21 protein-coding genes and 3 pseudogenes are annotated in these 26887 nt (G+C 69.5%); 10 read left to right on the top strand and 14 right to left on the bottom strand.

The window, feature by feature from the left end:
• Window positions 1-226 precede the first annotated feature (226 nt).
• The 3 genes and pseudogenes from ACFU5F_RS33955 to ACFU5F_RS33945 form a co-directional block, all read right to left on the bottom strand.
• A pseudogene (locus ACFU5F_RS33955) lies at window positions 227-1304 on the bottom strand (type III polyketide synthase).
• A 507-nt stretch (window positions 1305-1811) separates the two neighbouring features.
• Window positions 1812-2592: pseudogene (locus ACFU5F_RS33950) on the bottom strand (SGNH/GDSL hydrolase family protein); the annotation flags it as partial.
• Between the two features lie 635 nt (window positions 2593-3227).
• On the bottom strand, window positions 3228-4439 hold the full coding sequence (locus ACFU5F_RS33945) for a DUF418 domain-containing protein (protein ID WP_383895794.1): 1212 nt from the start codon (window positions 4437-4439) through the stop codon (window positions 3228-3230).
• Between the two features lie 199 nt (window positions 4440-4638).
• Between ACFU5F_RS33945 and ACFU5F_RS33940 the strand changes: the two genes are divergently transcribed.
• Complete coding sequence (locus ACFU5F_RS33940; protein WP_383895799.1) at window positions 4639-5298, top strand: response regulator; 660 nt, start codon at window positions 4639-4641, stop codon at window positions 5296-5298.
• Window positions 5295-6407 (top strand): sensor histidine kinase, encoded by a 1113-nt coding sequence (locus tag ACFU5F_RS33935; protein WP_383895790.1) that lies wholly within the window; start codon window positions 5295-5297, stop codon window positions 6405-6407. The genes ACFU5F_RS33940 and ACFU5F_RS33935 overlap by 4 nt, the downstream gene beginning before the upstream one ends.
• Window positions 6408-6478: 71 nt before the next feature.
• Here ACFU5F_RS33935 and ACFU5F_RS33930 read toward each other — a convergent pair whose 3' ends face one another.
• From ACFU5F_RS33930 to ACFU5F_RS33920, 3 genes and pseudogenes are all read right to left on the bottom strand, one after another.
• The gene (locus ACFU5F_RS33930) at window positions 6479-6832 is read right to left on the bottom strand and encodes a hypothetical protein (protein WP_383895801.1); all 354 of its coding nucleotides are present in this window, start codon (window positions 6830-6832) and stop codon (window positions 6479-6481) included.
• A gap of 8 nt (window positions 6833-6840) precedes the next feature.
• Window positions 6841-7020 (bottom strand): annotated as a pseudogene (locus ACFU5F_RS33925) (ABC transporter ATP-binding protein); the annotation flags it as partial.
• Window positions 7021-7095: 75 nt separating this feature from the next.
• On the bottom strand, window positions 7096-7311 hold the full coding sequence (locus ACFU5F_RS33920; protein WP_383895787.1) for a hypothetical protein: 216 nt from the start codon (window positions 7309-7311) through the stop codon (window positions 7096-7098).
• A gap of 213 nt (window positions 7312-7524) precedes the next feature.
• On the opposite strand from ACFU5F_RS33920, the gene ACFU5F_RS33915 reads away from it, so the two are divergent.
• Both ACFU5F_RS33915 and ACFU5F_RS33910 read left to right on the top strand, forming a co-directional pair.
• Window positions 7525-8793 carry a DUF418 domain-containing protein gene (locus ACFU5F_RS33915; protein ID WP_383895785.1) on the top strand — a complete coding sequence of 423 codons (1269 nt, stop codon included), beginning with the start codon at window positions 7525-7527 and terminating at the stop codon, window positions 8791-8793.
• 247 nt (window positions 8794-9040) lie between these two features.
• Window positions 9041-9751, top strand: a complete 711-nt coding sequence (locus ACFU5F_RS33910; protein ID WP_383895782.1) for an RICIN domain-containing protein — start codon at window positions 9041-9043, stop codon at window positions 9749-9751.
• Here the strand turns inward: ACFU5F_RS33910 and ACFU5F_RS33905 are convergent.
• The gene (locus tag ACFU5F_RS33905) at window positions 9729-10421 is read right to left on the bottom strand and encodes an SIMPL domain-containing protein (RefSeq protein ID WP_383895779.1); all 693 of its coding nucleotides are present in this window, start codon (window positions 10419-10421) and stop codon (window positions 9729-9731) included. The genes ACFU5F_RS33910 and ACFU5F_RS33905 overlap by 23 nt on opposite strands.
• A 4-nt stretch (window positions 10422-10425) precedes the next feature.
• Entirely contained in the window at window positions 10426-11346 is a 921-nt protein-coding gene (locus ACFU5F_RS33900) for a hypothetical protein (protein ID WP_383895777.1), read from the bottom strand.
• Between the two features lie 86 nt (window positions 11347-11432).
• Here ACFU5F_RS33900 and ACFU5F_RS33895 point away from each other — a divergent pair, with 86 nt between their 5' ends.
• Complete coding sequence (locus tag ACFU5F_RS33895; protein WP_383895774.1) at window positions 11433-12104, top strand: response regulator transcription factor; 672 nt, start codon at window positions 11433-11435, stop codon at window positions 12102-12104.
• On the top strand, window positions 12101-13399 hold the full coding sequence (locus ACFU5F_RS33890; RefSeq protein WP_383895771.1) for an ATP-binding protein: 1299 nt from the start codon (window positions 12101-12103) through the stop codon (window positions 13397-13399). The genes ACFU5F_RS33895 and ACFU5F_RS33890 overlap by 4 nt, the downstream gene beginning before the upstream one ends.
• 204 nt (window positions 13400-13603) lie before the next feature.
• Here the strand turns inward: ACFU5F_RS33890 and ACFU5F_RS33885 are convergent, their stop codons facing one another.
• Genes ACFU5F_RS33885 through ACFU5F_RS33865 form a run of 5 tightly spaced genes read right to left on the bottom strand, consistent with a single transcriptional unit; the run spans window position 13604 to window position 20353 of the window.
• A complete protein-coding gene (locus ACFU5F_RS33885; protein WP_383895768.1) occupies window positions 13604-14440 on the bottom strand; it encodes a cytosine permease in 837 nt (278 codons plus the stop codon).
• A complete protein-coding gene (locus ACFU5F_RS33880) occupies window positions 14431-15006 on the bottom strand; it encodes a cytosine permease (RefSeq protein WP_383895765.1) in 576 nt (191 codons plus the stop codon). Before ACFU5F_RS33880 ends, ACFU5F_RS33885 begins: the two co-directional genes overlap by 10 nt.
• Window positions 15007-15021: 15 nt before the next feature.
• Window positions 15022-18048, bottom strand: a complete 3027-nt coding sequence (locus tag ACFU5F_RS33875) for an aminotransferase (protein ID WP_383895763.1) — start codon at window positions 18046-18048, stop codon at window positions 15022-15024.
• Window positions 18041-19474, bottom strand: coding sequence for an amidase (locus tag ACFU5F_RS33870; RefSeq protein ID WP_383895761.1), 1434 nt, complete (start codon window positions 19472-19474; stop codon window positions 18041-18043). Before ACFU5F_RS33870 ends, ACFU5F_RS33875 begins: the two co-directional genes overlap by 8 nt.
• A gap of 39 nt (window positions 19475-19513) precedes the next feature.
• The gene (locus ACFU5F_RS33865; protein WP_383895759.1) at window positions 19514-20353 is read right to left on the bottom strand and encodes an SDR family NAD(P)-dependent oxidoreductase; all 840 of its coding nucleotides are present in this window, start codon (window positions 20351-20353) and stop codon (window positions 19514-19516) included.
• A gap of 282 nt (window positions 20354-20635) precedes the next feature.
• On the opposite strand from ACFU5F_RS33865, the gene ACFU5F_RS33860 reads away from it, so the two are divergent.
• The 4 genes from ACFU5F_RS33860 to ACFU5F_RS33845 all read left to right on the top strand — a co-directional run bounded on the left by ACFU5F_RS33860 (window position 20636) and on the right by ACFU5F_RS33845 (window position 25153).
• Window positions 20636-21280: a TetR/AcrR family transcriptional regulator gene (locus tag ACFU5F_RS33860; protein WP_383895756.1), complete on the top strand. Its 645-nt coding sequence runs from the start codon at window positions 20636-20638 to the stop codon at window positions 21278-21280.
• A 328-nt stretch (window positions 21281-21608) separates the two neighbouring features.
• Window positions 21609-22604 carry an ArsR/SmtB family transcription factor gene (locus tag ACFU5F_RS33855; RefSeq protein WP_383895753.1) on the top strand — a complete coding sequence of 332 codons (996 nt, stop codon included), beginning with the start codon at window positions 21609-21611 and terminating at the stop codon, window positions 22602-22604.
• Window positions 22605-22685: 81 nt separating this feature from the next.
• The gene (locus tag ACFU5F_RS33850; protein ID WP_383895751.1) at window positions 22686-23186 is read left to right on the top strand and encodes a hypothetical protein; all 501 of its coding nucleotides are present in this window, start codon (window positions 22686-22688) and stop codon (window positions 23184-23186) included.
• A 1691-nt stretch (window positions 23187-24877) separates the two neighbouring features.
• Window positions 24878-25153 carry a hypothetical protein gene (locus tag ACFU5F_RS33845; protein WP_383895748.1) on the top strand — a complete coding sequence of 92 codons (276 nt, stop codon included), beginning with the start codon at window positions 24878-24880 and terminating at the stop codon, window positions 25151-25153.
• 8 nt (window positions 25154-25161) lie between these two features.
• Here ACFU5F_RS33845 and ACFU5F_RS33840 read toward each other — a convergent pair whose 3' ends face one another.
• Complete coding sequence (locus tag ACFU5F_RS33840) at window positions 25162-26049, bottom strand: transposase (RefSeq protein WP_383895797.1); 888 nt, start codon at window positions 26047-26049, stop codon at window positions 25162-25164.
• Window positions 26050-26887 lie beyond the last annotated feature (838 nt).

Here is a 26887-nt window from a genome sequence, read left to right as displayed (position 1 = left end):
GAGTGCTTCAGCACTCCGGCCATGCGCACCCCGGGTGGGTTGACCTCCGGCATGCGGGCCCGAAGCCGTAGCTCACCTCTGTCCGGTCGCGCCTGCCGCATGGTGTTCGCGCTTCAGAGCGGCGGTTCTTCCGGTGAGGTGACTACGCCGACATCTTGGCCGCCACTTCCGGACCAGGATCCCTGATCGTGGGGGCGGTCGTGCTGTTGGCTTCAGGTGGGCCGGACTACCAGCGCAGCAGGACGAGTTCGGAGGCGAAGCCGGGGCCCATCGCCAGGAGCACGCCCGGTGTGCCCGGCGGTGGGCGGTGTTCGGCCAGGGCGTCGCGCAGTACGTCGAGCACCGATGCCGAGGACAGGTTGCTGACAGTGGCCAGGTGACGCCAGGTCACGTCGAGTGCGTGGTCGGGAAGATCGAGGGCTTCGGTGACGGCTTCCAGGAACTTGGGGCCGCCGGGGTGGCACACCCACGCGGTCACGTCCTTCGGCTTCCAGGCCGTGGTCGCCGAGGAACTCCTCGACGTCCTCGGCGAGGTGCCGGCGCACCACCTGGGGGACCTGCGGGTCCAGGACGACCCGGAAGCCGGTACGTCCGATGTCCAGGCCCAGGATGTGTCCGGTGTCCGGATACAGGCGGCTGACGGTGTCCACGATCGTCGGGCCGGTACTCCCGGCTGGGCGCTTGTGGCCGGCCGGGTGGCCGCCACCGTTCGCGACGACCGCGGCGGCGCCGTCGCCGAACAGTCCGGAGGCGACCAGGTAGGCCATGGAGGCGTCGTCGCGCTGGAAGGTGAGCGAGTTCAGTTCCACCGACAGCAGCACCGCCACGTGGTCGGGCCGGCCCAGCAGATAGTCGTGCATACGTGCCAGCCCGGCGGCGCCACCGACACACTCCAGGCCGCACAGAGGCAGCCGTCTGACGTCCGGCCGCAGCCCGAGGCGGCCGACCAGCCGGGCGTCGATCGACGGGGCGGCGATGCCGGTGACGGAGGTGAAGATCAGCAGGTCCACGGCCTCGGCGGTCAGGCCGGCGGCGTGCAGAGCGCCCCGAACGGCCTCGGCTCCCAGATCGGTGGCGGCGGCTATGAAGACGTCGTTGGCGGCGCCGAAGTCGGTCAGCTCCTCGTACCGTTCGAGCGGCAGCGTCATGTGCCGCGAGTCGACCTTCGCGCTGCGGTGCAGCCGGTCCAGGACTGCGCGGTCGGCTCCTTCGGGCAGACAGGCGAGGGCCACCATGTCGGTGATCTCCGACTGGGTCTGACGATGCGGGGGGAGTGCACCGTGAACCGCGGCGATCAGCGTCACGCGATGTCCGTCCGGTTGCCGGGTGGGGCGAAATGCTCCCCTTGATCCGCACTGGATGACGCCTCGACATCAGTGATCGCCTGTCCGGCAGTTCCTCCCCGGGCGCGTCCCGGGCCCGGTGGGGCGGCAGCACCCAGAATCGGCAGGGTGGGAATCCCGAGCAGCCGATGGCCGGTGGCCCGGCGGTGCCACAGGGCCGTCCGGGCGGGTGGCCTGGCCTGACTCCTGCCACGCCTGGCCTGTGGTGGTCACCGCCCTGACGGTCGCGACGGCCGTGACCGCCGGTCTAGAACACTGCGTGCTGTGTACTTTCGTCCGGGCCCACCGACACCCGCACCGAAGGCGGCTCCGGCCTGGTCCAGGACCCTGGGATCGGTGGGAGCCACGCGGGCGAAGGGCCTGGTCCAGGACCCTGCGGTCGGTGGGAGCCACGCGGGCGAAGTCGGTGCCGGCCACGACGCCGGCCTCCAGACGCTCCGCGACCTCGGCCAAGGATTCGGGCGCGATCTGAACGGTGGTCCCGCCGGAGGTGCCGACACCGTTGAGATCACTTGCCGGCGATGCCGGACCGCACGGGCAGGGGAGCAGGGCTCTTGAGCCAACCAGCTCTGCCCGCGGCTTGGACGCCGCGGTGGAAGGCGTCTGCCATCTTCTGATAGCCCGAGTCGTTGGGATGCAGTGCGTCAGCCAGGTCGGCCGTGGTCAAGCCGCTCATGTCGACGTACGCGACGCGCTTGCCTGCGCCCTGGGCGTCGCTGACGACTTGACGGACTGCCTGGTTGTACGCGCCCCGCCACTGCTCCTCCGTGCTGCTGGTGGACACGATCAGGGAAGCGACGAGGACGGTTGTGTCGGGGACGCGGGCGGTGATCCGGTCGACCAGCAACCTCAGCCGGGTGACAGCGGTGTCGACCTCAGAGGCCCGGCGGAGGTCATTGGTACCGATGTGCAGCGTCACGACGTCGGGCCGGTAGCGCGCCAGCGAGGCGTCGGCGAGTGCGGCAATCTGGTCTATGCGATATCCGGAGTGGCCTTCGTTGCCGGGGTCGGCCATCGAACCGTTGCGCACCGAGCCCACGAAGTCCAGCGGATGTCCGTCCGCCGCAAGCTCCTTCCACAACGGTCCCCGGTAGCCGTTGCCCGTACTGCTGCCCACACCCCACGTTATCGAGTCGCCCAACGGCATGACCCGCAAAGGCGTGTCGTAGGCAGGGGCCACATCTGCCGCTGCCACCGCGAGCGTGGCGGCGACAAGCGTGATCAAGGGTAGAGACCAACACTTTCTCATGGAGTTTCCTCCCTTTCGCGAGTGGTTGAGGAGTCAGCGGAGCTGAGACGACGGCCCTATCGGCTTTCCGGCTCTCCGCACACGAGGAGCAGTGCGGCCATCGCCGCTCAGGAAGCCGCCGCGGGCGGGTGTGGCTCCCGCGTGCAGTGGTCGGCCGCGTTGATCGTGGTCATGGCCGCAGCACTGCCAGGCGTACCGGCCGAAGGGCACCCGTCGGTGTCCCAGTCCGTTGTGAGCAGGTCGTGGTGGGTGCCAGGCACCTCGACGGTCACCGGCTCGCGGCCGTGATCCCTTGGCAGTGGCAGTCGGTGCCGGAACCCCGGGGGCACGGCCCTGGACGCTTGCGCCGCTCCAGGCGCCAGGGGTCCGCGCGGTTCGAATGTCGTCGGGCGTAGCGGTCAGCGCCAAGAGGCGGACACCCAGTGACTCACCGCTGACATCGCCGGACTCCCGCGGCCATTTCTGCCGACCCGGACCAGAGAGAACAGGGGCTCCTGAGGACTGGACTGCGAAGCGTCGCCGGTCCGAAACGTCTTGAGGGCCGCCGGAGAACCACAGACCGTCCGTGCGGCCCGCGGTACGACCGTCCGCCGTACCCGGGCGAGGGAATCTTGTCGCGCTTCTGCGGATGCGTTCTACCGGATGTGACGGGCGATCCCGGTCGCTTTGCCCATGAGCCATTCGAGTGGCCCACGCTCAAAGAAGCGGGACCAGAGGGTGGCGAGGACAGTGATGGACGCGATGAAGCCGAGCAGGACGTACAGCGGCGGAACGGCTCGTTCCTCGGCGTTCAGGAGCCAGATGGCCACGATGTGGTAGACGTACGCGGTCAGTGACATCGAGCCGACCGCGATGACGGGCTTGGCCAGGCGGCGCAGCCGGGGGAAGGCGTCCATGGCGGCCAGACACGTGGTGATCACCAGGATCGCCACACCCGTGGCGGCCACGATGGACAGGGTCGCCTCGCTGTGCGGGGCTGAGGCCAGCATCCCGGCAGGGGTGTCGCCGAAGATGCCGATGCTGTCGGGCGAAACGGACGACACGGACGACATGCCCGATCCCTCTTCGGCTTTCCGGACGGCTTCGGCGGCACCGGGTACGAGACGCACCGCCAGCCAGGAGCCGCCGTAGCCGGTGACGGCGAGAGCGACGCCGGTGAGGGCGAGGCGTATCCGGACGGCCGTGGCAGTCAGGTCGCAGCGAGCGACAGCCATACCGGCGATGACGAACGGGACCCAGGTCAGGGCCGGATAACCGCCGGTGAAGAACAGGGAGACGGGGCCGTCGGCCTGGCCGTAGGAGAGGAACACGCGGCCGCCGACCACCGGCTTCAGCGCGTACAGCAGCTGCGGACCCACCAGGGCCCATGCTGCGGCGATCAGCGCCAGTGGTTTGGCGCCCAACCGGTACAGCGGCAGCACGAGCAGGAAGAACAGTCCGTAGAAGGCGAGGATCGGCACCACCGGGGTGCCGGTCAGGGTCAGGGCGGTGCCCAGGGCCACCAGGATCACGGCCCTGATGATCACCTTGGCGACGGCCTGCCGCCCTGCCAGGCCGGTCTTCGGAGTGCGGCGGCCGGTGATGAGGGCGACAGCGAAGCCGGCCAGGACGGCGAACAGGGCGGAGGAGCGGCCTTGCGCCAGCTCCATCAGGAAGCCGACGACCCCGCCCTGGCTCGGGGCGGGGCCCACATGGACCGCGTACATGCCGAAGACGGCCAGGCCCCGGGCCAGGTCCAGCCCGATCAGCCGGCCCACCCCGGGCGCACCGGTCGAGGGCTCGCCACGCTCGTTTTCAGAGGAGGCGGTATCGGCCGTGAGCAGCGTGGAGTCTGGGTGATGGGTCATGATCCCCAGGCTGGAGAACGGGCGGATCATGGACTATCCGGCAGAAGGCTGCCGTGTCCCTGCCGACTGGTGGGTGCTACCCCGCCGTGTGGCTGGAGCTGCCGCTCGCCGGGACGCAGGAGTCCTACGTGGCTTTAGGGTCGATTCGGCATGGGCCGGACGGACGAACGAGGGTGAGGCGGAGCGTGTGATCCGGGTAGTGGTGGTCGACGACGAGGCACTGGTCCGTTCAGGCTTCGAACTCATTCTGGGTGCGTCCGAGGACATCGAGGTCGTCGCGACCGCGGGCGGCGGCCACGCGGTGGAGACCGTCCGGCGGGAGCGGCCGGACGTGGTGCTGTTGGACATCCGGATGCCGGACGTCGACGGGCTCACCGTGCTGCGCGAGCTGCGGACGATGCCGGATCCGCCGGTGGTGGCGATGCTGACCACGTTCGATGCCGACGAGTACATCCTGACCGCGCTGCACTCCGGCGCGGCCGGTTTCCTGCTCAAGGACACCGAGCCGGAGCAGCTTGCCCACCTCGTGCGGACCCTGGTCGCGGGCGGTGTGGTGTTGTCGCCCAAGGCGTCGCGGACGCTGCTGCACAGTCACTCCGGTACCGGGGCGGCGGTCGACGAGGAGGCGGCCCGGGTCCGGCTGCTCACCGCGCGGGAGCGTGACGTCCTGGTCCTGGTGGCGGAGGGATTGTCGAACGCGGACATCGGGGCGCGCGTCCATCTGGGGGCGGGCACGGTAAAGGACCACGTCAGCGCGATCCTCAACAAACTGCGTGTGGCGAGCCGGGTGCAGGCCGCGCTGCTGGCGCAGCGGGCCGGGCTGCTCGACGAGAGCACCCGGTCGGGCACCGCCCGATGAGCCGTGCACGTGCCGTGTGGCAGCGGGTTCCCGCGCCGGTCATCGACATCGTTCTCGTGGCGGTGGCGGCCGTGGACGTACGGGTGGTGAGCATGTGGGAGCACACGCGTCTCGAGGTGGCGCTGGCCGCGGTCGGCTGCCTCGCGTTGGCGTTCCGGCGCCGGTTCCCGCTCGGCGTGTTCCTGCTCACCCTGCCCATCGCGCTGATGCAGGAGGTCGCCGTCGCTGTGCTCGCGGCGCTGTTCACTCTGGCCGTACGCTCCCGCAACCGCCGTCTCCTCGCGGTGTGCGTCGTCCTGGCCGCCGTCGCGAGCAGTACTCCCTGGCCCCTGGCCACGGCGGACCGGACCATGACCCTGGTCTTCTTCGTGTACGGCCTGGCAACCAGCGTCACCCCGGTCCTGTTCGGCCAGCTCCTCCAGGCACAACGGGACCTGTCGAGGCGGCTGGTCGAGGTCGAGGAGGCCAGGGAGCACGAGCGCACCCTGCACGCCCAGGCCGTGCTGGCCCGCGAACGCGCCCAGCTGGCCCGCGAGATGCACGACGTGGTCTCCCACCAGGTCAGCCTGATTGCCGTACGCGCCGGGGCGTTGCAGGTCGCCGCCAAGGACGCGGATGCCAAGGAGGCCGCCCGCACGATCCGTTCGCTGAGCGTCACCACCCTCGACGAGCTGCGCACCATGGTCACACTGCTGCGTGCCTCCGGCGGCAAAACCACCGAGCTCACTCCGCAACCCACCCTGGCCGACCTGCGCAAACTGGTGGCATCCAGCGGAACCCACACGGAGCTGACGGGTGAGCTGCCGCCCACCGTGGGCACACCCGCCCAACGCGCCCTCTACCGCACGGTCCAGGAAGCCCTGACCAACGTCCGCAAACACGCCCCCGGCGCCCACGCCCGCGTCGAGCTGTGGCAGGACGGCGACGGCATCGGGGTGACCGTCACCAACACCCCTCCCACACGCCCCTCCCTCTCCCTGCCCGGTTCGCAGCAGGGCTTGGTCGGTCTGCGGGAACGGGCCGACCTCCTGCACGGCACCCTGGACGCGGGACCGACTGCTCAGGGCGGCTACCGGGTACGGCTGAGGGTTCCTCTCAGCACGGACTGACATGCTGTTCCGTCGGCGCCGACTCGCCCGCGCACGGACGACGGAGCCTGGCGTGACAGGTGGTCGCCGCGTCACTTCAGCAGGGTGCTGACCACCGCCACGGCCACGCCCAGGAGCGCGTCGCCGCAGCCGATCCTGACGGCTCGCCCCCAGGTGCGGCCTGCGGCCCGGGAGGCGAGCAGGCCCCAGCTCAGGAGCAGAACGGTGTTGATCCCGAAGGCGACGTACTCGATGCCTGCGGAGCCCCACCAGCCAAGGCCGGCCCCCCACAGCAGCAATGTCGTGGGCAACGCCGCGACCACCCACGGCCATTCGGCGAGCACGGCACGCACCACACCCCGTATGCCGGGACGGCCCTGCGCGTCGCGGTGGGCGATCTGGTGGGCGTAGCCATGGGCCAGGGCAGAGGCGAGGGCGGTGAACACAGGGCGTCGTCCAAGGGATCTCGCCGGACCAACGGCTGCAACAGCCCTGCGGCGGCCCCGATCAGGGCGCACAGCAGACCGAGGGCGACGGCCCAACGGTGCGGCCGGACATAGGTGTACAGCGCTCGGACCGTCTCCCGGGCAGACAGGGACGTCTCATCCGTCGTCGGGGCGGATGCGGCGTTCACAGCTTTCCTTCCTTCTGCGGTCCGTCCGGCACCGCTACAGGGTGCCGGACGGACCGGGCGTGATCGTGTGGCGGCTCAGCGGACGAGTCCGGCGGTGCCCGAGGACAGGGCGCGCACCAACGCTTCGGGGAGCTCGGGGCGTACGACGAGCAGGACGAGGGCGCCCGCCGCCAGCACCAGGCCGAGGAACTCCAGGAAGTCGCCCCTGCGAGGGACCACGTCTCGCCCCGGTTCGTCGGCCGGTGAGGCGAGGGAGGCGTCGGGCTCCTTGTGTCGCGCACGGTGTGTCATGTCTCCAGCCTGCGAGCCCGTCGGTCCCGCGCCCATCCGGCAACCGTCGGGTCCACCCCCGCCGAGTGGCTGATCAAGGTCGCCTGCGGTCGCACGGCCGGGCGGCCGGGAGGGCTTTCCGCCGGTCGGCAGGGCGGTACCCGCCGATCGGCGGGGGCGTTACCGCAGCCTGCCGGATGGCCGCCCCCCTGACCTCCGAGCGAGGTTCTTCGTATGACGCAGACACAGCCGCCGCAGGAGACGTCAGCTCTCCCGGAGAACCCATCTCCACCGCCCCGCACCTCCCCCGAGTCCGCCGTGCCGGCCTCGCCCGGTCCCTCGATGGGACGCCTCGTCGGGGTGGACCTGGCCCGCGCGCTGGCGGTGTTCGGCATGTACGTCGTGCACATCGCGCCCCCGCTGTCCGCCACGAGCGGCGTCGCCAGCTGGATCCGGTACATAGCGGACGGTCACTCGTCGGTCCTGTTCGCCACCCTCGCCGGGTTCTCGCTGATGCTGATCGCCGGCCGACGCGAGCCGAAGACCGGCCTGGCCGGCCGGCAGGCGAAGGCCCGCATCGCGATCCGCGCCGTGGTTCTCTTGGTGCTGGGCACCGTGCTGGCGATGGAGTACGGGGGAGTGATCATCCTCGGCTTCTACGGGATCTACTTCCTCCTCGCCCTGCCCCTGGTCCGCCTGAGCGCCAAGACCCTCGCGATCATCGCGGCCGCGTTCGCCCTCGTCACACCGCAGCTGGCGTTCGCCCTCACCTCGCTGCTGACTCCCTCGGTCCAGAACGGCATCAACGCCTACGACCCGCTCACCCGGCTCAGCGAGGTGGGAGTGCTCGACCTGCTGCTCACCGGCTTCTACCCGGCGCTCACGTGGATGTCGTTCGTGATCGCGGGCATGGCGCTGGGCCGCCTCGACCTGTCCTCCGGCACCGTCCAGAAGCGCCTCGCCGCGCTCGGCGCCTCCCTCACCGCGGCCGCGTACGGCATGTCCCTGCTGCTCGCCGGATCGGGCGCGTTGCGGAGCATGGCGGAAGACGGGTCGTCGTCCAGTGGTTCCGGTTCGATGCCACTCGACAGCGCCTCGATGCCTTCCGGCGGCGGGTCGTTCCCCGACATGCCGGCGTCGACGCTGCTGACGGCCGGGCCGCACAGCGGCACCACGTTCGACATCATCGGTAGCGTGGGCGTCGCGATCCTCGTGATCGTGGGCGCGACGGTGGCCATGGACCGCCTGCCGCGACTGCGCCGCCTGGCCACACCGGTCATCGCCGTGGGCACCATGTCCCTGACCGCCTACGTCGGCCACTTCCTCGCGCAGTCGGCGCTGTCCGTGCCCGCCGGGACCGGCACCCAGCATTCTTGGGTGCCGCTGATCATGTTCGTCCTCGGGGCGACCGTGTTCGCCGCGATCTGGTCCCGGTTCTTCCGCCGCGGCCCCCTGGAATACCTCCTCAACGCCGCCACCAAGCCGGCGAAGCGCATCCGATGAGACCTGGCCGGGGTGGGACGCCCCCTCGCTCCACCCCGGCACCGAGATGCCCGAGCAGTTCCTCATTCCCTTCCCGGACTCCGGCTCCGAGCCTCGCTCGGCCCTCGGCAGGGCGGTACTGCGGGCCCTGAACAGCCCCGCACCGACATGGAGCACCCGATCTCACTGCCGAGCGGCGGCGCCATCAAGGCCCAACCAGAAGTGGACCTTCTCCAAGACCGGCGACGGCTGATAAGAGGTCAAGGGTGTGGGCGGCGGCAAGCGTCTGGAGGTCGCGGGTCTCTCCCGCGTCGACGGCGGCAACGTGGCCGACTGGGGGAGAGACCAACGCCGCCGGCAGCACTGGGCCGGCCCGTCCACAGGTGACGGCTACTTCTTCCTCATCAACCCGCCCAGCGGGCTCCGCTTCGCCGTCGACGAGGGCAGCACCGCCGGAGCGGACATCGAGCCACAGCCGTACGCGTCACTGACGCTGCAGCAGTGGTGCCGGCCACCGGTGGGCAGCATGGCGGCTCAGGTACGGGGCTCGGGGCCTGCGCACCACCCGCACGGAGGTGCGTCATTCCCCGAAACCGGAAGCCCCCGGGAAGAAGTCGGCACCCTGGACGTAAGCCATCGCCTGGGCCCACTTCGGGTCGCCCGTACGGCGTTCCATCTCCTCCCGGCCATGCGCCCAGGGTGGCCGTTCCGGATGCCGTCACGTGTCTGCCGAGCTGCCGGACCGCCCCCGACAAGTGACGGAGGCTCGCCGAGCCGATCGGCCATCACCGAGGGCAACTCCGGTGCCGAGAGCGGGAGCCGAGATGTGCCTGCATCGTGGCCTTCCAGCCCCTCCGTCCGGGCCGAAAGTTGCGGGCTTTCGTACACGCCGACGACCCGGACGAGCGGTGCCGTTCTCCCGCCCTGGGACAGCCGGCAAGGAGCCGGCGGCTCGGTCACAGTCGTGGTGGGGTCATGACGAAATGGGCTTCGACTTGGGCGGTGACGATCTGTCGTGCGGGTTGCAGGTGTAGGGCGTCCGGCGGTTCGGCTCCGTCGAGGTCCTCGGTGCTGACAGCGCCGTACGGGCCGTAATCGGCTGACGCCGGGGCGCCCAGGCTGCTGTCGGAGAGCTCGACGAGGGCGACAAGGGTGGCGTCGAGGGCTTCGGCGTAGTCGCGGGCGCGACGGACGGCGTCGTGGACGGCGGTGAGTCGTGCTGCGCGGTGGACGGGTGAGTCGGGGCGCAGGGCCCACCAGGGACCGTCGACGCTGGTGAGGTCGAGTTCGGCGAGGCGGGCGCTGAGTTCGCCGAGGGCGGTGAAGTCGGTGAGTTCGGCGGTGGTGCGGACGTGGCCATGGTAGGCGCGGACGCGTTCGCGGCGGCCGCGTTCGGTCAGTTGGGGAGTGATGGCCAGCGTGCCGGTCTCCAGGCGTTCGACGACGTTGCCGTAGCTTCTGACGAGGTCGAGGGCGGCGGTGTTCCGGCGGGTGAGGTCGCTGAGGGTGTCGCGGCGGTCGATGCCGCGGGCGGTGACGGTGATGCTGATACGGGCCAGGTCGGGATCGGCTTCGAGGCGGGCTTCGCCGTGGACGGCCACGCGGGGTGTGGTGGGGGTGTCGTAGGGGCGGGAAGGTTGTCCGGTCATGGTGTCAGCAGGTTCCGCCGCCGCCGCTGACGAGGCGAAGGTTGAGGTCCGGGCCGGCCGTCGGTGTGCCGTGGAGCCCTGCCTGCCACGTCCGGCCGAGAGGGTCTCCGCCGAGCAGGGTCGCGATACTTGGGTAGTACGCGCGGCCCATGTTGCTTGCGCCGTTGTGCCACCGAAGGACGAGTTCGTCGTCGAACGCCGCATGCATGGAGGGGTGCCGCTCAAGGACGATCTTGGCGGTGAACTCTCCGACGAGAGGATTCGCCTTGGTGCGGTTGAGCGGGGCGAGGCAGGAGCCCTTGGCGCCGCGGACGGCCCTGGTCGCGTTGGTGATCTTTCCGGTCAGTTCCCCGTGGACCGGTGACTTGGCGAGTTCGATACGGACGGGGAGCGTTGCCTGGGAGGCGTAGTCACCCTGTCGGGTGCGGACACCGATGGTGCCCTCCATGGCCCGGTCGGCGAAGGCGGACTGCAGGACGGCGTTCTCGTCGATGTCCGCGACCGGCCTGATCTTGGTGACGGTGGCCTGGGAGATCGTCGCGAGGTAGATCGTGTTCGTGTAGGCGGTACGGCCGTCATCGGCGTCCGCTTTCATCAGCTTGGCGACGGCGGCGGCGAGCGGAAGGTCGCCGCCGCGGGTGTGGAACGTCGTTCCGCCGCGCTTGAGGGCTCCGAAGCGCTGTGTGCCGGACGGGTCGTTCGGCAGCCGGATCGGCTTCTTTCCCGGAAAGAGTCTCGTGCAATGCACGATGCCGTTTCGCTGCGTGGAGGCAGCGCAGACTCCGGAGAGGGCCTTCGACGTGGGGTTGTTCTGGTCCGGGGCCATGGCGGCCTGGCTGGTCCCGCATCCGGTGAGCACGAGGGCGGCGAGCGCGCCGGCCGCCGTGAGACGCCTGGCACGGAAGCTTGAGGGGGTCGTTGTCATGGCGGCAAGCGTGCCGGGCGATGCCTGAAACGCTTCTGAAGGCCATCTTCAGGATTTTTTCAGCTCGGATGGCGGAAACTGACCGGATGCGCCTGCTTCTGGTCGAGGACGAACAACGACTCGCCGACGTCATCAAGTCCGGACTTGTGGGCAAGGGTTTCGCCGTGGACGTGGTCGGTGATGGATCCGAGGCCGTCTGGATGGCCGGTGAGCACCGGTACGACGCGATCGTGCTGGACGTGATGCTGCCGGGCCTCAACGGCTTCGCCGTGTGCCGGAAGTTGCGCGAATCCGGCAACTGGACACCGATCATGATGCTGACCGCGATGGACGGTGAACTCGACGAGGTCCAGTCGCTGGACAGCGGCGCGGACGACTACCTGGCCAAACCGTTCTCCTTCGCGGTGCTGCTGGCGCGACTGCGGGCCCTGGTCCGCCGCGGGGCGCAGGAACGGCCCGCCGTCATCGAGGTGGGCGATCTGCAGGTGGACCCGGCGGCGACGTGCGCCCGGCGCGGCGGTGTTCACATCGCGCTCACTCCCAAGGAGTTCGCGGTGCTGAACCTGCTGGCCCGCCGGGCCGGCCAAGTGGTCACCAAGGCGGAACTGCTTCAGCACGCCTGGGATTTCGCCTTCGAGGGCGATCCCAACATCGTCGAGGTCTACATCAGTGCCCTGCGCCGCAAGATCGACGTACCGTTCGCCGTCCGCACCCTGACGACCGTGCGAGGCAGCGGCTATCTTCTGGAGCTTCCGTGAACCGGCTGTCGGTGCGGATGCGGGTGACCCTGGCCGCGACCGTCATCGTCGCCACGGTACTGACCGCGGCCTCCCTCGTGCTGATTCTCACGATGCACGACAGTCTGGAAGGCGGCGTGGCCGAGGAGGCCGCCCGGAAGGTCAGGGCCAGTGCCGCCGTACTCAAGGAGGACCCGCTCCTCGACGCGGCTCCACCCGGCGAGGACGGCAGCGCGACGCCGACACCGCACAAGAGCGAGACCAGCGCCGAGGCGGGCGAGGAGAAGGTGGTCCTGGCCGACGGCTACGCGACCGCCAGCACGGTCGTGGACACCATCGACGGCCCAGTGACGGTGAAGGCCCGGGTCTCGCTGGCCCCCGTCCGCAACGCCCTCGACATGCTCGAACAGTTGCTCCTGGTGGGTGTCCCGGCGCTGGTGGTGCTGATGGCCGTCATGACATGGCAGTTGATGGGCAGGGTGCTGGCCCCCGTGGAATCGATCAGGGCCACCTTCGCCGACATCACCGCCAAGAACCTCCACCGGCGCGTGCCCGAGCCTGTCACCCGCGACGAGGTGGCACGCCTGGCCCGGACCATGAACGTCACCCTGGGCCAGCTGGAGTCCGCGGTCGATCGGCACAAGCAGTTCGTCGCCGACGCTGCCCACGAACTGCGCAACCCCGTCGCCACGCTGAGCGCCCGACTCGAACTCGGGATGACGCAGGCACCCGACCTCGTCACCGAAGCCCTGACCGACGTGGCCCGCATCAAGGAGCTGACCGGTGATCTGCTGCTCCTGGCTCGACTCGACGGCGGCGAACCGCTGATCGGCACCGATGTCGATCTGGCTCAGGTGGCGGCCGAGGCCGCCGCCCGCCCGGCCTCCGTGAAGATCGCGCTGGAGCTGGAGTCCGACGTCATCGTGACCGGATCCCGCGCTCACCTGGAACGCATGGTAGCCAATCTCGTCGCCAACGCGATCCGTCACGCCGCCTCCCAGATCACCATCAAGGTCACGGCCGACGGACTGGACGTCATCGACGACGGCCCGGGCATCCCGGCGGCCTCCCGCGAGCGGGTGTTCCAGCGCTTCCACCGACTGGACGAGGCCCGGGCCCGCGACGCGGGCGGATCCGGACTCGGCCTCGCCATCGCCCGCGACATCGCCACCGCCCACGGAGGCACCCTGACGGTCCAGGACACACCCCGCGGCGCGCACCTGACCTTCCGCATCACCGACACCGGACGGGCCGAACACGTCCACCGGGGCCGTGGCCGGGAGCCACGGCCCCGGTGGGGGAGTGCGGAGGTGTGAACCGCTTCCAGCCCGCCGCCGCAATCCGGGCAGATGTGCCCGCACCCTCGACCGACGACGCCAGGCACCCAACGAGACGAACGGACACGAGGTCCGGATTCGGCCGGCGGAGGTGGCCGACGATGCCCGGTTTGTCATCGGCGCCTGGCTCCGGCGGGCCAGAACCACAGGTCAGGCATGGGCGCGTGGTGCTGCGGGCTCGGTTCACAAAGGAGATGTCCGGTGCCGGTGCGCGACTGCCGTGAACGACTCCTCCTGGGGGTGGCGGCCGACGCGGACGAGCGCCAGGTAGACGACCGAGAACTGTCGCGCGACGGGCCCGACGTACCAGGCGTTGCTCATGGCCGGGATGCCGGACACCACGCCGATCAGGAAGGCGATGAGGACCTTGAGGTTGACCCCGTTGTGGGTCCACGTGGCCGGATCGCTCCAGTACTTTCCGCTGCGGACGTACATGCCGGGGACGTCGTACTCTCCGTGCTGGACGAGGTAGAAGTCCACGAGGTTCACCGCTCCCCAGGGAATGAGCAGCAGGAGCAGGAACGACAGGAACGCCGTCAGGTTGCCGGTGAAGTCCCGCGACGCCGTGACGGCCAGGCCCAGGCCGATGACGAGGGTCGGCAGCATCATCGCCGCACGGGTCCTGAACGAGTTCGGGATCTTGACGAAGGTCGATAGGCCGGTGATCAGGTTCAGCATCCCGCCGTAGAGGTTCAGCATGTTCGTCACGGCCAGGCCCAGGGCGGTCACCACCAGGACGACGGCCGCGAGGGCGCCCCCGCCGAGCGCGGCACTGGCGCTCTGGAAGACGTCCGCGGCCGCGAACTTGGCCGCGAGCAGCACACCGATGACGCAGCAGAAGGTGGAGGACAGGAACACCCCGGCCGCCGTCCACCAGAAGACCGCCCGGCCTGACGCGTCGCTCGGCAGGTAGCGCGAGTAGTCCGAGACGGCCGTCGCGTAGGTGAGCGCAAACGTCACGGCGACCCCGGTGCCGGCGAGGAACGACGCGAGCGACACCGGACCGGACGTCACCGCCACGCCATCCCCTCGGACGAGCGTGTAGCCGCTGAGACGATCAGGCTGACGGTGAGCGGCCACGTCGCGTAGCGGGCGACGACATGGATGGCCCGGTTGCCCATCAGTGCGGGCAGCACGCTCAGCGCGGCGACCAATGACGTGGCCAGGGGCAGCGGGATCCCGCCGTCCGTGGCCACCTTGAGCGCGATACCGCCCGCGAGCGAGACCGAGACCGTGAACCCGACATACATGACGGATCCCACCACGACGCGCACCAGGGCGCCGAGGTAGCCGAACTGGCCGCGGCTCTGGATCAGTTGCGGAATCCCCAACCTGGCACCCTGGATCGAGTGCAGGGCCATGAGGACGGTCCCGACCAGGTTGCCGATGACGGCGGCGAGCAGCGCCAGCGGGATGTTGCGGCAGACCGAGTAGATGATCGCGCCGAAGATGGCGTTGCCGACGTTGAGGTTGGAGGCGAACCACACGTGGAAGAGATCGCGGGGGCGCCCTCGCCGGTGGGATTCGGGCACCGGATCGACGTGGTGCAGTTCGATCCCGGCTTCAGAGGCGGGCGTTCCGGTCACGGGCTCTCATTCCTTTCACTGGCCTTGCCCGGTCGTGGGGTGCCGGTGAATCGACCGGGCCGAGGCCGTGCGGGACTGCGCCCGCTCCTCGAGCACCCGGGTGAACTGGGCGAGGAAGTAGTCGGCGGCCGCTGTGTCGAAGCAGAGGGGCGGCTTGATCTTCAGGACGTTGAGCTCGACTCCGGTGGGCTGGACGACGACACCGAGTTCGAGCATGCGTTCGCACATCTGGCTTGCGGCGGCGGGCGCCGGCTCCTTGTCGCTGCCCGGTACGACGATGTCGACCCCGCGGTAGAGGCCCTCCCCGTGGACGGCGCCGATCTCGGGGAAGCGCGCCGCCAGGGTGTCGAGCTCTCCGTCTAGGTACGCGCCGACCGTGCGCGCGTTCTCCGGCAGGCGTTCGTCACGGAGGACGTCGAGGACCGCCGTACCGATCCGGCACGAGACCGGGCCACCGCCGGTGGAGGAGAAGAACCCGGCTCGTCGGCCGAACTCCGCCGCGATCTCGGCCCGGCACGCCACGACACCGAGGGGATGTCCGTTGCCGGTCGCCTTCGCCGCGGCGACGATGTCGGGGGTCGCGCCCTGACCTTCGAACGCCCAGAAGGCCGGACCGGTCCGTCCCATCCCGACCTGGATCTCGTCGGCGATGCACACCCCGCCCGCCTCGCGCACGGCGGCGTAGGCCCCGGCCAGGTATCCCGGAGGCGGAACGATTCCTCCCTGGCTGCCGAGCAAGGGCTCGGACACGAACGCGGCCACGCCACCGCCCGGGCCGGCTTCGGCGCAGGCTCGCCGCACGGACTCCACATACGGCTCCGCGCGCGCACCGTGCCGTCCCCGGTACGGGTCGGGCGTCTCGGCGACGTGGACGTGTGCGCCGAGTTCCTCGCGCCAACGCGGGCGGTCATGGGGAAGCGTGTCCAACGCGAACACGTCCGAGGTCCAGCCGTGGTAGGAGCCTTCGACGACGACCACCGAGCGACGTGCGGTGTGGACGCGGGCCAGTTGGACGGCGAGATCGACGGCCTCGCTGCCCGAGTTCACGAAGAAGAAAGTGTGCAGTTCCTCGGGCAGGGTGTCGGCGAGCCGTTCCGCGTACTCGCCCATGGCGTCGTACAGGAAGCGGGAGTTGGTGTTGAGCAACGCCATCTGCCGAGCCGCCGCCGAAGTGAGCGCGGGGTGGGAGTGCCCGACGACCGCGACGTTGTTGATCATGTCGAGGTACGGTCGGCCCGCGCTGTCGTAGAGCCAGTGCCGCCAGCCCCGGACCATCTGCACGGGATTCTCGAAGTACGTCGACTGGGCGTCGGCCACGTACTTCGCCCGCCGCTCATCCACACGTTCCACCGCCCTACCGTGCTCCGCCCGGGTGGGCGTCCCGACCAGCGGCGACGGGTCCGCACAGAGCGTCAGGAGGGCCGCACGGTCCCGGACCCTGCCGCGGCCCGGCAGGTCGGGTGAGAGTCCCAGCTGGACGTGGACGTGGGCAGGCAGCGGGCCGTCGGTCGGCGCGACCACCGCGACCTCGGCACCACGGCGCACGGTGTGCCCGACGGGGAAGTGCGCGGCCACTCCGGCGAGCCGGACGAAGAACGTGGTGGCGTCGACGCGGCTCTGCAACACGACGGCTTGAGCCCCGGCCCGGACCACCGTGGCGTCGAACGGGGCGAAGACCTCCGTGCCGACGGGGACGAACAGATCAGCCCCCAGGTGCAGTGCGGCGGGCGCGTGGTCCGCGAGGTCCGGCCGACCGAGGCGGACCTCGTCGAAGCGCCCGACAGCCGTCTCCGTGTCGGATCCGAGCGAGGGGAAGGCCGCGTCATCCAGCCAGTTGCCCGCCGAGAACAGCTCCGACTCGACGCTCAGATCGACCGGCCGGAGCTGACCGAACTCCTGGTCGCGCAGGATCGGGCTCGGCGACTGCCGGGCGACGAGATCGGCCAGGTCGGTCTCCGGCGCGCCGAAGCCGCAGGCCTGGCGCACCACCGCCGTCGCGAGCGCCGGATCGGTCTCCAGCACGGCGTGCAACGCCCGCCAGTCCTCGGCGGCGACCTCGGCCGCCCCCTCGTCGTCCGGATCCTGTTGCGACGCGAGGGTCTGGAGCGCCGCGCAGAGCACGGCACGCGCGCGGACCAGCGTCCAGAGCGCGTCCGCCTCTGCCCCGGACAACGACTGCCGCTCGAGGTAACCGGCGAGGACGGGCAGCGCCGCTCCCAACGGGTCCTCGGGAGCACGCGCGACGGCGGCCAGCATCGGCGTCGCGATCTCGCCGGCCCGCCACGTCCACACCAGGTCACCGAAGTCGATGATCCCGGTCGGCACGAACTCTCCGTCGGCATCGAAGTCACCGACCACGTTGTGCTCGTGGATGTCGGTGTGCACGGCCTGTTCCGGCAGTCGCCCGGCGGAATCCCCGGCGATGAGCTCGGCGACCGGAGCGAGCGCCCGCTCGATGAGCGCGTTCTCCACGTCCGTGAAGTGATCGGTGAGGCCCGACACGGTCCTGACCGCGTGGCGCGGATCCCATGGAGAGCGGCGGTGCAGCCCGGGGTGGTCGAACCCGGCAAGTGCGGTGACCGATCTCGCGGCCAGTCGGCCGAGGCAGCGCAGCGCCCTCGGCGAGAGGTGCACGGCGGAGCCCAGCGGTGCGCCCGGAACCCAGTCCAGCAGCCGTATGCGGAGCCCGTTGAAGTCGACCAGGTCATGGTCCCGCAGCGTCGGGACGGCTTGCGGCACCACGAGACCCGGATCCCGGGACCGGAAGTGACGGATCGCCAGGTGTTCGGCGTCGGCCGTCTCGGCATCGCCGTCGGCCAGGGTCGCCCTCAGGACGTTTCGTCGCCCGTCCCCGGCGTTCTCGACCAGCATGATCTGGTCCTGTGTGCTGCCCAGGTCGGTGAGCCGGCCGTTGATTCCCCATTCCTCACGAAGGAGGCGGGTCGCGTCGTGCTCCGACAGGGTCGGGCCGGTGCACGGGGCGGCGCAGACGGTGACGTCGACCGTGGCTTCGCCGGTGGAAGACCGTTGCGTCTCAGCCATGGTGGGCCAGCTTCGGACGCCAGTCCGGGTCGCTCCAGAGACCGAGACGTGCTTCGGCGGCCGCCCCGAGGCGGAACGCCGTCAGATCGTCGAACGGCCGGGCGACTATCTGTACGCCGGTCGGCACCCCGTTGGCCGCGCGGCCCGAGGGCACGTTGAGGACCGGGTGCCGGCTCGCGATGTTGAAGAGCTGGGTCAGGCACTGGCTCACGAGGTTGGCGAACCGCACGCCCTCGGCAAGCTCGACGGACTCCGCAAAGGTGGCGTCCGCCGGGTAGCCGGTGGTGGCCATGGTCGGGCAGACGAGGGCGTCGTGGTCGCGGAAGATTTCAGCGAGCACCGCGTTCATACGGCCTTCCTCCTCCACGACCCCCAGCGCGCCGAGGTTCTCCAGGGCCGCCTCGCACGCCTCGACGACGTCGAGGACGTTCCGGGACCACCCCGGGTCGTCGGCCGGCGCCCACTCCCGTACGGACGGCGCGAGAAGGGTGCCGTAGTGCGCCATGGCGGTGGCCATGATCGACTGGCGGCTGATCGGGATCTCCACCGGCATCACCTCGGCTCCGGCGTCCCGCAGAGCGCTCGCGAAGCGCTCGATGTTGGCCGTGGCCTCGGGGACGACGGGGAAGTCACCGATGGTGACCGCGAGCGCGACCTTCAGTCCCGCGCACGAACCGAAGGCCGTCGGGAGCGGTGGAGGAGCCGGCACCGAGGCGTGGTCGACGGGATCCGGCCCGGCGATCACGTTCTGGAAGAGAGCACAGTCGGTGACCGTACGGGCCATCGGCCCGTCCTGACAGTAGGTGTCGAGACTGAGCGGCGGCAGCGACGGGACCCGCCCGTAGGGGGGCCGGAACCCGACGATGCCGCACAGGGCCGACGGAACCCGGATGGAGCCCGCGATGTCGGAGCCGGTGGCCAGGGGCGCGAGTCCGGCAGCCAGTGCCGCACCAGAGCCCCCCGACGAACCGCCGGGGCTGTAGTCGAGGTTCCATGGATTGCGTGTGACGCCCCACAGCTCGGAGTGGGTGGTCACGGCGATCGAGAACTCCGGCGTCGTGGTCCGCAGGTGCAGGACCGCACCGGCGTCGATCAGCCGCTGGACCATCGGCTGCGTCTGCGTCGCGACGGTGCCCTCGGTCAGCAGGGAGCCGAGGCGATGGGACCTGCCGGCGATCGGCATCTCCTCCTTCACCGCGACCGGGACACCTTCGAGCGCCCGGGGCGCAGGGCCCTTCCCCGCATACCTGGCCTCGGCGGCCCGCGCGACCTCGTGAGCCTCGTCGAACATCTCCTCGGCGACCGCATTGACCTCGCTGGTCTTGGAGACCCGCTCGATCAGCGAGTCCAGGACCTCCACCGGGGACAGCTCGCGCCGCCGAAAGGCCCCCAGCATCTCCTCGGCCGACAGATAGTTCAGGTCCATTCTTCGCTCCTCTGGGCAATGGGCAGTGGGCAGTGCGGCTTAAAGGTCATACGGGTATGCAAGGGGCTCATGCGAGAAAAGTGACAAGGGGTTGCCTGCCGGGCTCAGTCCGCGCTCCTCCTGGACGGAGTTGCCGCCGTCCACCACGAACAGTTGTCCCGTGACGTAGGACGACTCCGGCGAGGCCAGGAAGGCCACCAGTCCGGCCACCTCGTCGGGACGCCCGGCGCGACCCACCGGCGTTGCCGCCCCGAGAGCGTCGACGTGCTCGTCGAGCCCCCCGGTCGCGATCCAGCCGGGGGCGACGGCGTTGACCGTGACGCCCCGCGACGCCGTGTCCATGGCTGCCGAGCGGGTGAGACCGATCAGGCCGGCCTTGGCCGTGTGATAGGCGACGTCGCCCCTGTAGGCCATCACCGGACCGGACAGCGACGCCATGTTCACCACCCGGCCGTACCCGCGACTGAGCATCGGCTGGAGCGCGGCGCGGGTCATGTAGAAGGCGGTGTCGAGGTTCCGCGAGAGGGCCGAACGCCACTGCTCGTCGGATGCCGTCGCGAGGCTGGACGGGTCTTCGGGCTCGGCGACCGAGACCATGCCGGCGTTGTTGACGAGAACGTCGATCCGGCCGAAGGCGTCCAGTGCCTCGGCCACCACCGACTCGGCGAACCGGGGATCGGTGAGATCGCCCGCGACCCCATGGACCGGGCAGCCTCCCGCCAGCTCGGCCACCCGCTCATGGATCCGCGCGGTGGTCGAGGTGATCAGCAGTGAGAAGTCGTCGGCCAACCGCTTGGCGCAGGCGAAGCCGATGCCGGACGCACTGCCGACCCCGGTGACGATCGCGACGGGCCGGCCGTCGGCGTTGGTCGGGTTCATGTGGTGCTCACCCTCGGATCCCTGGACGCTCGATGGCGTGACTGAGTTGGACGTTCGTCACAGTAGGGACAGTGGTTGAGTTCTGGCAATGCCTGGCTACCTGCACATTCGGCCTCAGCGTGAGTTGTACGTTCGTTCAATTTATCTCTGGGGTGGTACGCTGCGACAGCCTCACCGCTCAGGCGGGCTGCTCCGCGATTGCTGCCGTGCGGCCACTGCGCCATGCACTGCCGTCGTGCGACGCCCGACGGTCACCCACAGGTGAAGAGGACGAGGAAAGACATGAGCCGGCCCGGCGGATCCGCCCACCGACGAGACACCCCTGTACTGACCGAGCGCGGTGGGGTCCGCAAAGCGGCCATCCTTGAAGCAGCCCTGCAGGTCATCGGGGACAAAGGGCTCACAGGGCTCTCCATGCGTGCCATCGCGACGCAAGCGGGACTGCCGCTCGGAGCTCTCGGCTACTACTTCAAGACCAAGGACGATCTGATCCTCGAGGCGTTCGAGCTGCACACCCGCCGGGAGGCGGACCGGGTCCTCGCGGCTTTCGCGGGTGTAGAGGACGGCGACCACGCCGACGACGTCGCCGAGCACCTCACGGCGTTCATCCAGCACGGACTGACCGAGGCACGAACGAGGCTGGTCGCGGAGTACGAGTTCCTGATCGAAGCAACCCGTAGGCCGGATCTCGCGCGCGTCTCGCGGGCATGGCGCCAGGCGCTGCAGATCCAGGTCAGTCACGTCGCGGCCCGGCTGGGCTCGGACGATCCCGAGACAGACGCAGAGATCATTCTCTCGGTCGTCGCGGGTCTGGAGATCGACCACCTCTCCGCACCGCTCGACCCGTCGACAACGCAGGCGATCCGCACCGCGCTCCGCCGCACGATCACAAGGCTCGGGCTCCGCGGTCACGCCGCGCGGCCGTAGATCCGACTGCTTCGCGGCCCACCGCGCCGAGTTGGTCGGCTGACCCTGGTGCCGAGGGGCCTCCGCCGTCGCGTGAAGCTCGTGGCGCACGGCGCCGGTGCTGCCGCGGGCGGCGGCGCGGAGTCGAAGGTGGTGGGCCCGTTGCATCCCGGTGGCGTTGCTCGGCTGCCCAGGTGAGGGCGTCCAGGTCGTCGGGGCGGTGAGTCGGAGTGGATGCCGCGCCATGTTGTGCGCGTCTGAATGCCTCCTTGTCCCGTGAAGGTGTGGTCGGTCACTGTCGTGGTGATCACTCCGTCCCGTCCGGTGACCGACCACCATCGGAGACCTCATGCTGCGGGTTCACTTCACCGCTGACGACCTCGCACGCGTACGCGTGGCGGCCGCCCCGGATCCCCTGTGGGAGATCACCAACAGTTTCCAAGCGCTGATCAGCAAGGACGCGCCGTTGCTGTTCGGGCAATGGCGCACGCTCGTACGGCCGCGGATGGGGCGGGCACACAGCCTGCTGGCCGCTCTACTGCCGCCCAAGGGGTACTCACCAGACTTCCTCACACCCGATCTGCAAGGCTCCTTCGACTTGGCGGGTGCGGTCGAGACCGTGCTCGGGACACCCCGGCTTCGGTTGCGTCGCGATCTGGCCTTGCTTGCAGCCTCCGCGCATCGCTCACGGCCGATGCCGCCACTGACTCGAGCTCTGGCCGAAGGTGAGCCCGCGGCGCTCCGCCTCCTCGGCTCCGCCCTGCAGGCTCAGTACCACAGCACACTCGGCCCGTTCTGGGCGCAGATCCGGGCCCATGTGGACGCCGACCGGGTCATACGTGCCCGGTCGGTACTGGACGGCGGCGTCGACGGTCTGCTGACAGGATTCCGTCCCGTGTTGCGCTGGCATCCGCCTGTGCTGGAGGCGGACTACCCGGTCCAGCGAAATGTCTACCTGGGTGGGCGGGGACTGCTGCTCCAGCCGTCCTTCTTCTGTCTGCGAAGGCCAGTCACAGTCGCCGACGGCACGCTGACGCCCGTCCTGGTGTACCCCATCCAGCACACGCTCGGCTGGGCCGTCGAGAGCTCCGACACCAAAGGCAACATGCCGTTGGGAGCGCTCATCGGCCGTACCCGCGCCGCCATCCTGGAGAACGTTGTCATGGGGGCAACAACCGGTGAGCTCGCCATACGCCTAGATATATCCAGTGCGGCTGTCAGCCAGCACACCGCCGTCCTGCGCCGCGCCGGCCTGCTGGTGAGCCTGCGCAGTGGCAGACACGTCCTGCACACCAGCACGTCCACGGGCCTCGCTCTCCTCGACGGTGTGCGGCCCTCCGTTTAAGGCACTGCTTCAGCGTGTGGCGCAGGAGAAGGCAGCGGTAACAGCCTTGAGGTACGCACCAACAACCAGGGGGTTCAACGAATGCGCACAGCACGTGCCCAGCGTTCTGTCCTTGGCGTCCTCGGCGCCCTGATTCTGGCCCTGGCGGCCGTGTTCGCCGCAGGCCCCGCACAGGCCGCGTCGCCCTCGCCTGGCGCCGCGACCAACCTGCTCATCGCCCCGCCCGCCCCGTCGGATGCCCAGGGCGAGGTCTCCCTCGCCGCGGCTTCCCCGGGAATCTCCCCGGCGGTCAATACGCAGCACGTACCGGCGGGCGGCTCGTTCAGCTGTGGCGACGGGAACTTCTGCGCCGCCGTGTGGGACCCGACGACGAGTGACTGGAAGATCTTCTTCCTCTTCGCTTGTCGGCGCTACTCCGTGTCGAACTGGCTCGGCGGGGGCGCCTACTACAACCAGCAGACCGGCAACGCCACGGCAAGCATCTACGGCCAGAGCGGCAACGTCCTGGTCAGTGCCCCGGCTGACGGCGGCATCTTGCACGACATCAACTGGGATGCCGTTTGGTCCATCCGCAACTGCTGATCCGTCGGCACACCAGCCATAGGCCAGGTGGCTCTCGGGAGACCTCTGACGGTCCTAGCCACACGCGGTCAGTTGTCCAGCCAGTAAGCCGTTTCTGCAGGCGCTCGGCTGGGGTTCCCAGCCGAGCGCCTTGCGCGTGCGGCGGTTGAGACGGTCAGCGACGGTGGCGAAATCTCGGATGCCGTGTCGGCCGGGAGCCACTCGGGCTCGGTGCGGCGATCGGCATGATGATGACCGAGCGGGGCATGGCCGCCCCGGCCACCGGCAGCAGCCTCCTGGCCCAGTTCGACGAGATCCTCGCCGCGGCCGCGCCCGAACTCGCCGGGCGCGGCCAAGCCATGAAGTTCGACTCGGACACCGGCCGCCTGGACGTCACCCCCGACGCTCCCGCGTACGGCACGAAGCTGCGCTGGGATCGCACCAATGCTGATCGCGACCGCCCACGGGTGCAGGCTGCGAACGTCCGGACCCTGCACGTCCGAGCGCGTCCGCGCCCGCGAAGGCCAGCACTGCCACGGCGGCGGCCGACCGGCAAGACGGCTCCCGACCGGGGAACAGACGGGCGCGCCCGTGCGATGGCGCCGGGGCCCGGACTTGGGATGGCTGTGCTCTGGCTGTTGAGGCCACCGTGCGGTCGGCGAGACCGGTGCGGCTCTGGAGTTCTCCCTTGGGACCTACCAGACGCAGGTGCGCTCCTGCATGAGCCACAACTCCCGTACAACCAGGCCTCTGTTTCGCGCATCTGAATCAGTGACCGCTTCGCGGTACCGGATTCCGACGATCAGGAGGAGAAAGTACGCAAAGCCGTACTCGGCGTGCTCGTGGCACTGGCAGCGGTGCTCGCCGTGACGCCCCTGGCCAGCGCCGACCAGACCGACACCGTCGCCTGCTGCGGCGGCACGCCCGGCCAGCCGTGATGGGCGATCATTGCTAGCTCGGCGTATGAGGGCCCGTCAGTCTACTGGCGGGCCCGCTCTCCCTTCGTTCGGAAGAACGCCGCCGATCCGCCACCGTGCGCCACCCTGCTGGGTTCGGTCCGTCACCTGAAAGTGAGTAACAGCGGGCCGACTCGAAGCGCGCCGCCCTCGACCGCCAGCTGGCAGCCCGTCCCGCTCGTGCGCCGGCGGTCGCGGAGGACGTCGCAGAAGGCGAGCAGCCCCACCGTGCGGGGGGCTGCCGTGTCACCGCCCGCACGGACCAAGAGAGAAGGGCTCGCCAGTGAACTGACGAGCCCTCACACAGAACTCATTCCAAACGGGGACACCCTTTACGGGTGGCCGGGCCCGCCGCAGCAGGAAGCAGTTTCGGTCTGATCGGCGTCGGCGAAGGGGGCTACCGCGAACAGCGCGGCCAGTGCCACGAGCAGGCCAAGTACAGCTTTGCGCATCACATCTCCTCGTTGAAGTAAAACCTGGTCCAGCCCTTCTACTGCTGGCGAGCGACCTCTACGGTTGGCCGGGCGGCGTGACGCCGCAGCAGGCGACGGTCTGGGTCTGGTCGGCGCCCGCGAGCGGTGTCACCGCAAGGAGCGCTGCCAGTGCCGATCCTGTTGGCTAATTCCGTGTCCGGTGTGGTGTTGTCGGTGGAACTTGGCTCTGGGCCACTTTCTGTGGAGGGCTCACCGACAGTGATGTCAGAGGCATGTGGTGAGATGGCCGCTCTCTATCGGCTGCCTGTGGGAGATCGTTCCGATGCCTGTGTACCCGTCGCTGACCCGCGCTCTGGCGGAGTCTTTGGTCGATGTCCTCTGGTTCGTTGAGGGGTGCACGGACGAGCAGATGGATCCGGATGACGCGGTGAAGGTCTTGGAGGGTGTCGCCCATGTGGTGACACAGCTGTCGAGTGATCAGCGAAGCGAGTTCATCGACCTACTGGGTTCGATGGCTGCAGAGGAGGCCAATCCTTCGCGCCGCGAGTTCTTGGAGGGTTTCCCTGATGGTTTTGGACTCGTTGAGGACGACTCCTGACCTGGGATCTATGGGTAGAGCAGGACGCGCTTGCGCAGGAGTTCGAATCCTGCGAGGCCAAACATCTGACGCTTGAGCATCTTGATCCTGTTGACATGGCCCTCCACCACGCCGGAGTTCCAGGGCAAGGTGAGGCCGGCGGTGACAGCGTCGAGATCGCGCAGGAGGTGCTGAGCGATGCGGCGGAGGCTGGGCAGTTCGGTGGTGGCGCTGGCCGCTTCGATCCATTCGGGGAGCTGGTCGCCGTGCAGGTGCGTGAGCATGTGGGCGAAGGAGTGCACGTGTTCGGCGAGTGCCGTCAGTTCGGGGCAGTTGGCCAGGGCGGCTTTGAGCTGGATCCGGTCGCTTTCAGGTAGGGCGTCGGGATGGGTGAGGATCCAGCGGGGACGGCGCGGGCGGATGGTGGCCGGGGGCCGACCGGTTGGGGCTTGCCGCGAAGGGTCCTGCTGACGTAATCGCGGACGCTTGCGTATCCGCGTGGATAGCCCTGTTCCTTGATCTCCTCCCACAGTTTCCAGGCGTTGGTGCAGCCTTCCTGCCAGCGCTGATCGAGGTAAAGCTAGTCGTCGAGCCTGGTCGCACGGCTTTGCCACTGACCGGTGAACATGTCCTCCGGAGTTGTGGCGCGGGAGAAGCGCAAGATGGTGTTGAGAGTCATGCCGAGCTGCCGGGCGACGGACCGCTTGCTGTGACCGGCGGCGAGGAGAGCGTGAATAGTGGCGTGCTTGGCGCGGGTGCGTTCGGCGAACCGGTGTCCTGTCGGCCAGGGCGACGACGCGGTCGGCTCCGCCTCTTCCTGCGGTTGCTCCGGCTGAGTCGGCGTGGGGCGCAAGCAGCCGCGGTGCCGGTAGACGCACTTCTCGGCGGCTTCTCCCAGGTTGTGCCAGAGATGCCATCGGTCGGCGACCTGGAGGGCCTGTGGGGCGCTCCGCGGGTGGCTCCTTCGGCGAAGAAGGTGACCCGGTCACGGCAGATGATCTCGATGCCAGGCCGGCGAGCGTGTCCGCCTCCCGGTCGGGAAGGAGGTCGACCGGCCGACGTGTCTCGACGTCGACGAGCACGGTTCCGTAGACACGGCCCTTGCGCTGGGCGTACTCGTCCACGCCGACCACGCGGGGTGCTGCGGCGGCGGGGTCCGGAAGCGAGGTGATCAGCGAAGGTCTTGCGAGGGCAGCAGTCCTCCGCGCAGACGAACCGCCGCACACGTAACGACACCACGACGAGCCTGCCCGCTGTCGGCAGGTCATGCGGAAATCGCAGGTAGGAGCCATGTATTCGGCCCAACCAGCACCCGCGCCCCGGGCAGGCCGCCCGCCCTGCGGTCGTACGAGCCTCGATCCGGATGGCCGTATCGGTCACCTCGACCGACCCCACCAACACGCCCTCGACCGAGGAGAACAACAGCTCATCCAGCTGTGGCAGCACTTCGTTCACGGCGAAGGACTGTCGACCACACCGCCGTCCAGCCGGGCGATTTTCGGGCGAACTCGACCGGCATCACGCGAAGATCAACGGTCACCCTGCGTACGCGCCCACAAGAAGTGGGCCAGAGCCCGTTGAAGGCTATGCAGCCACGAGGCCGTGACTGCCGAACGGCTGCGGATCGCAACGGGAGCTGCACGACATGGTCGCGCACAGCATCGGCATCATCGCCATTCATCGGTGTGGGCAGCCGGGTCATCCAGACCCAACCAGCGCAGGCGCGCGAGGCCCTGCGCGCCATCGAGGCCACCA

Source organism: Streptomyces sp. NPDC057438, assembly GCF_042802995.1.
Classification (GTDB): Bacteria; Actinomycetota; Actinomycetes; order Streptomycetales; family Streptomycetaceae; genus Streptomyces.
Note: the sequence above shows the minus strand (reverse complement) of the source record. Positions and strands in the feature narration are given on the sequence as shown.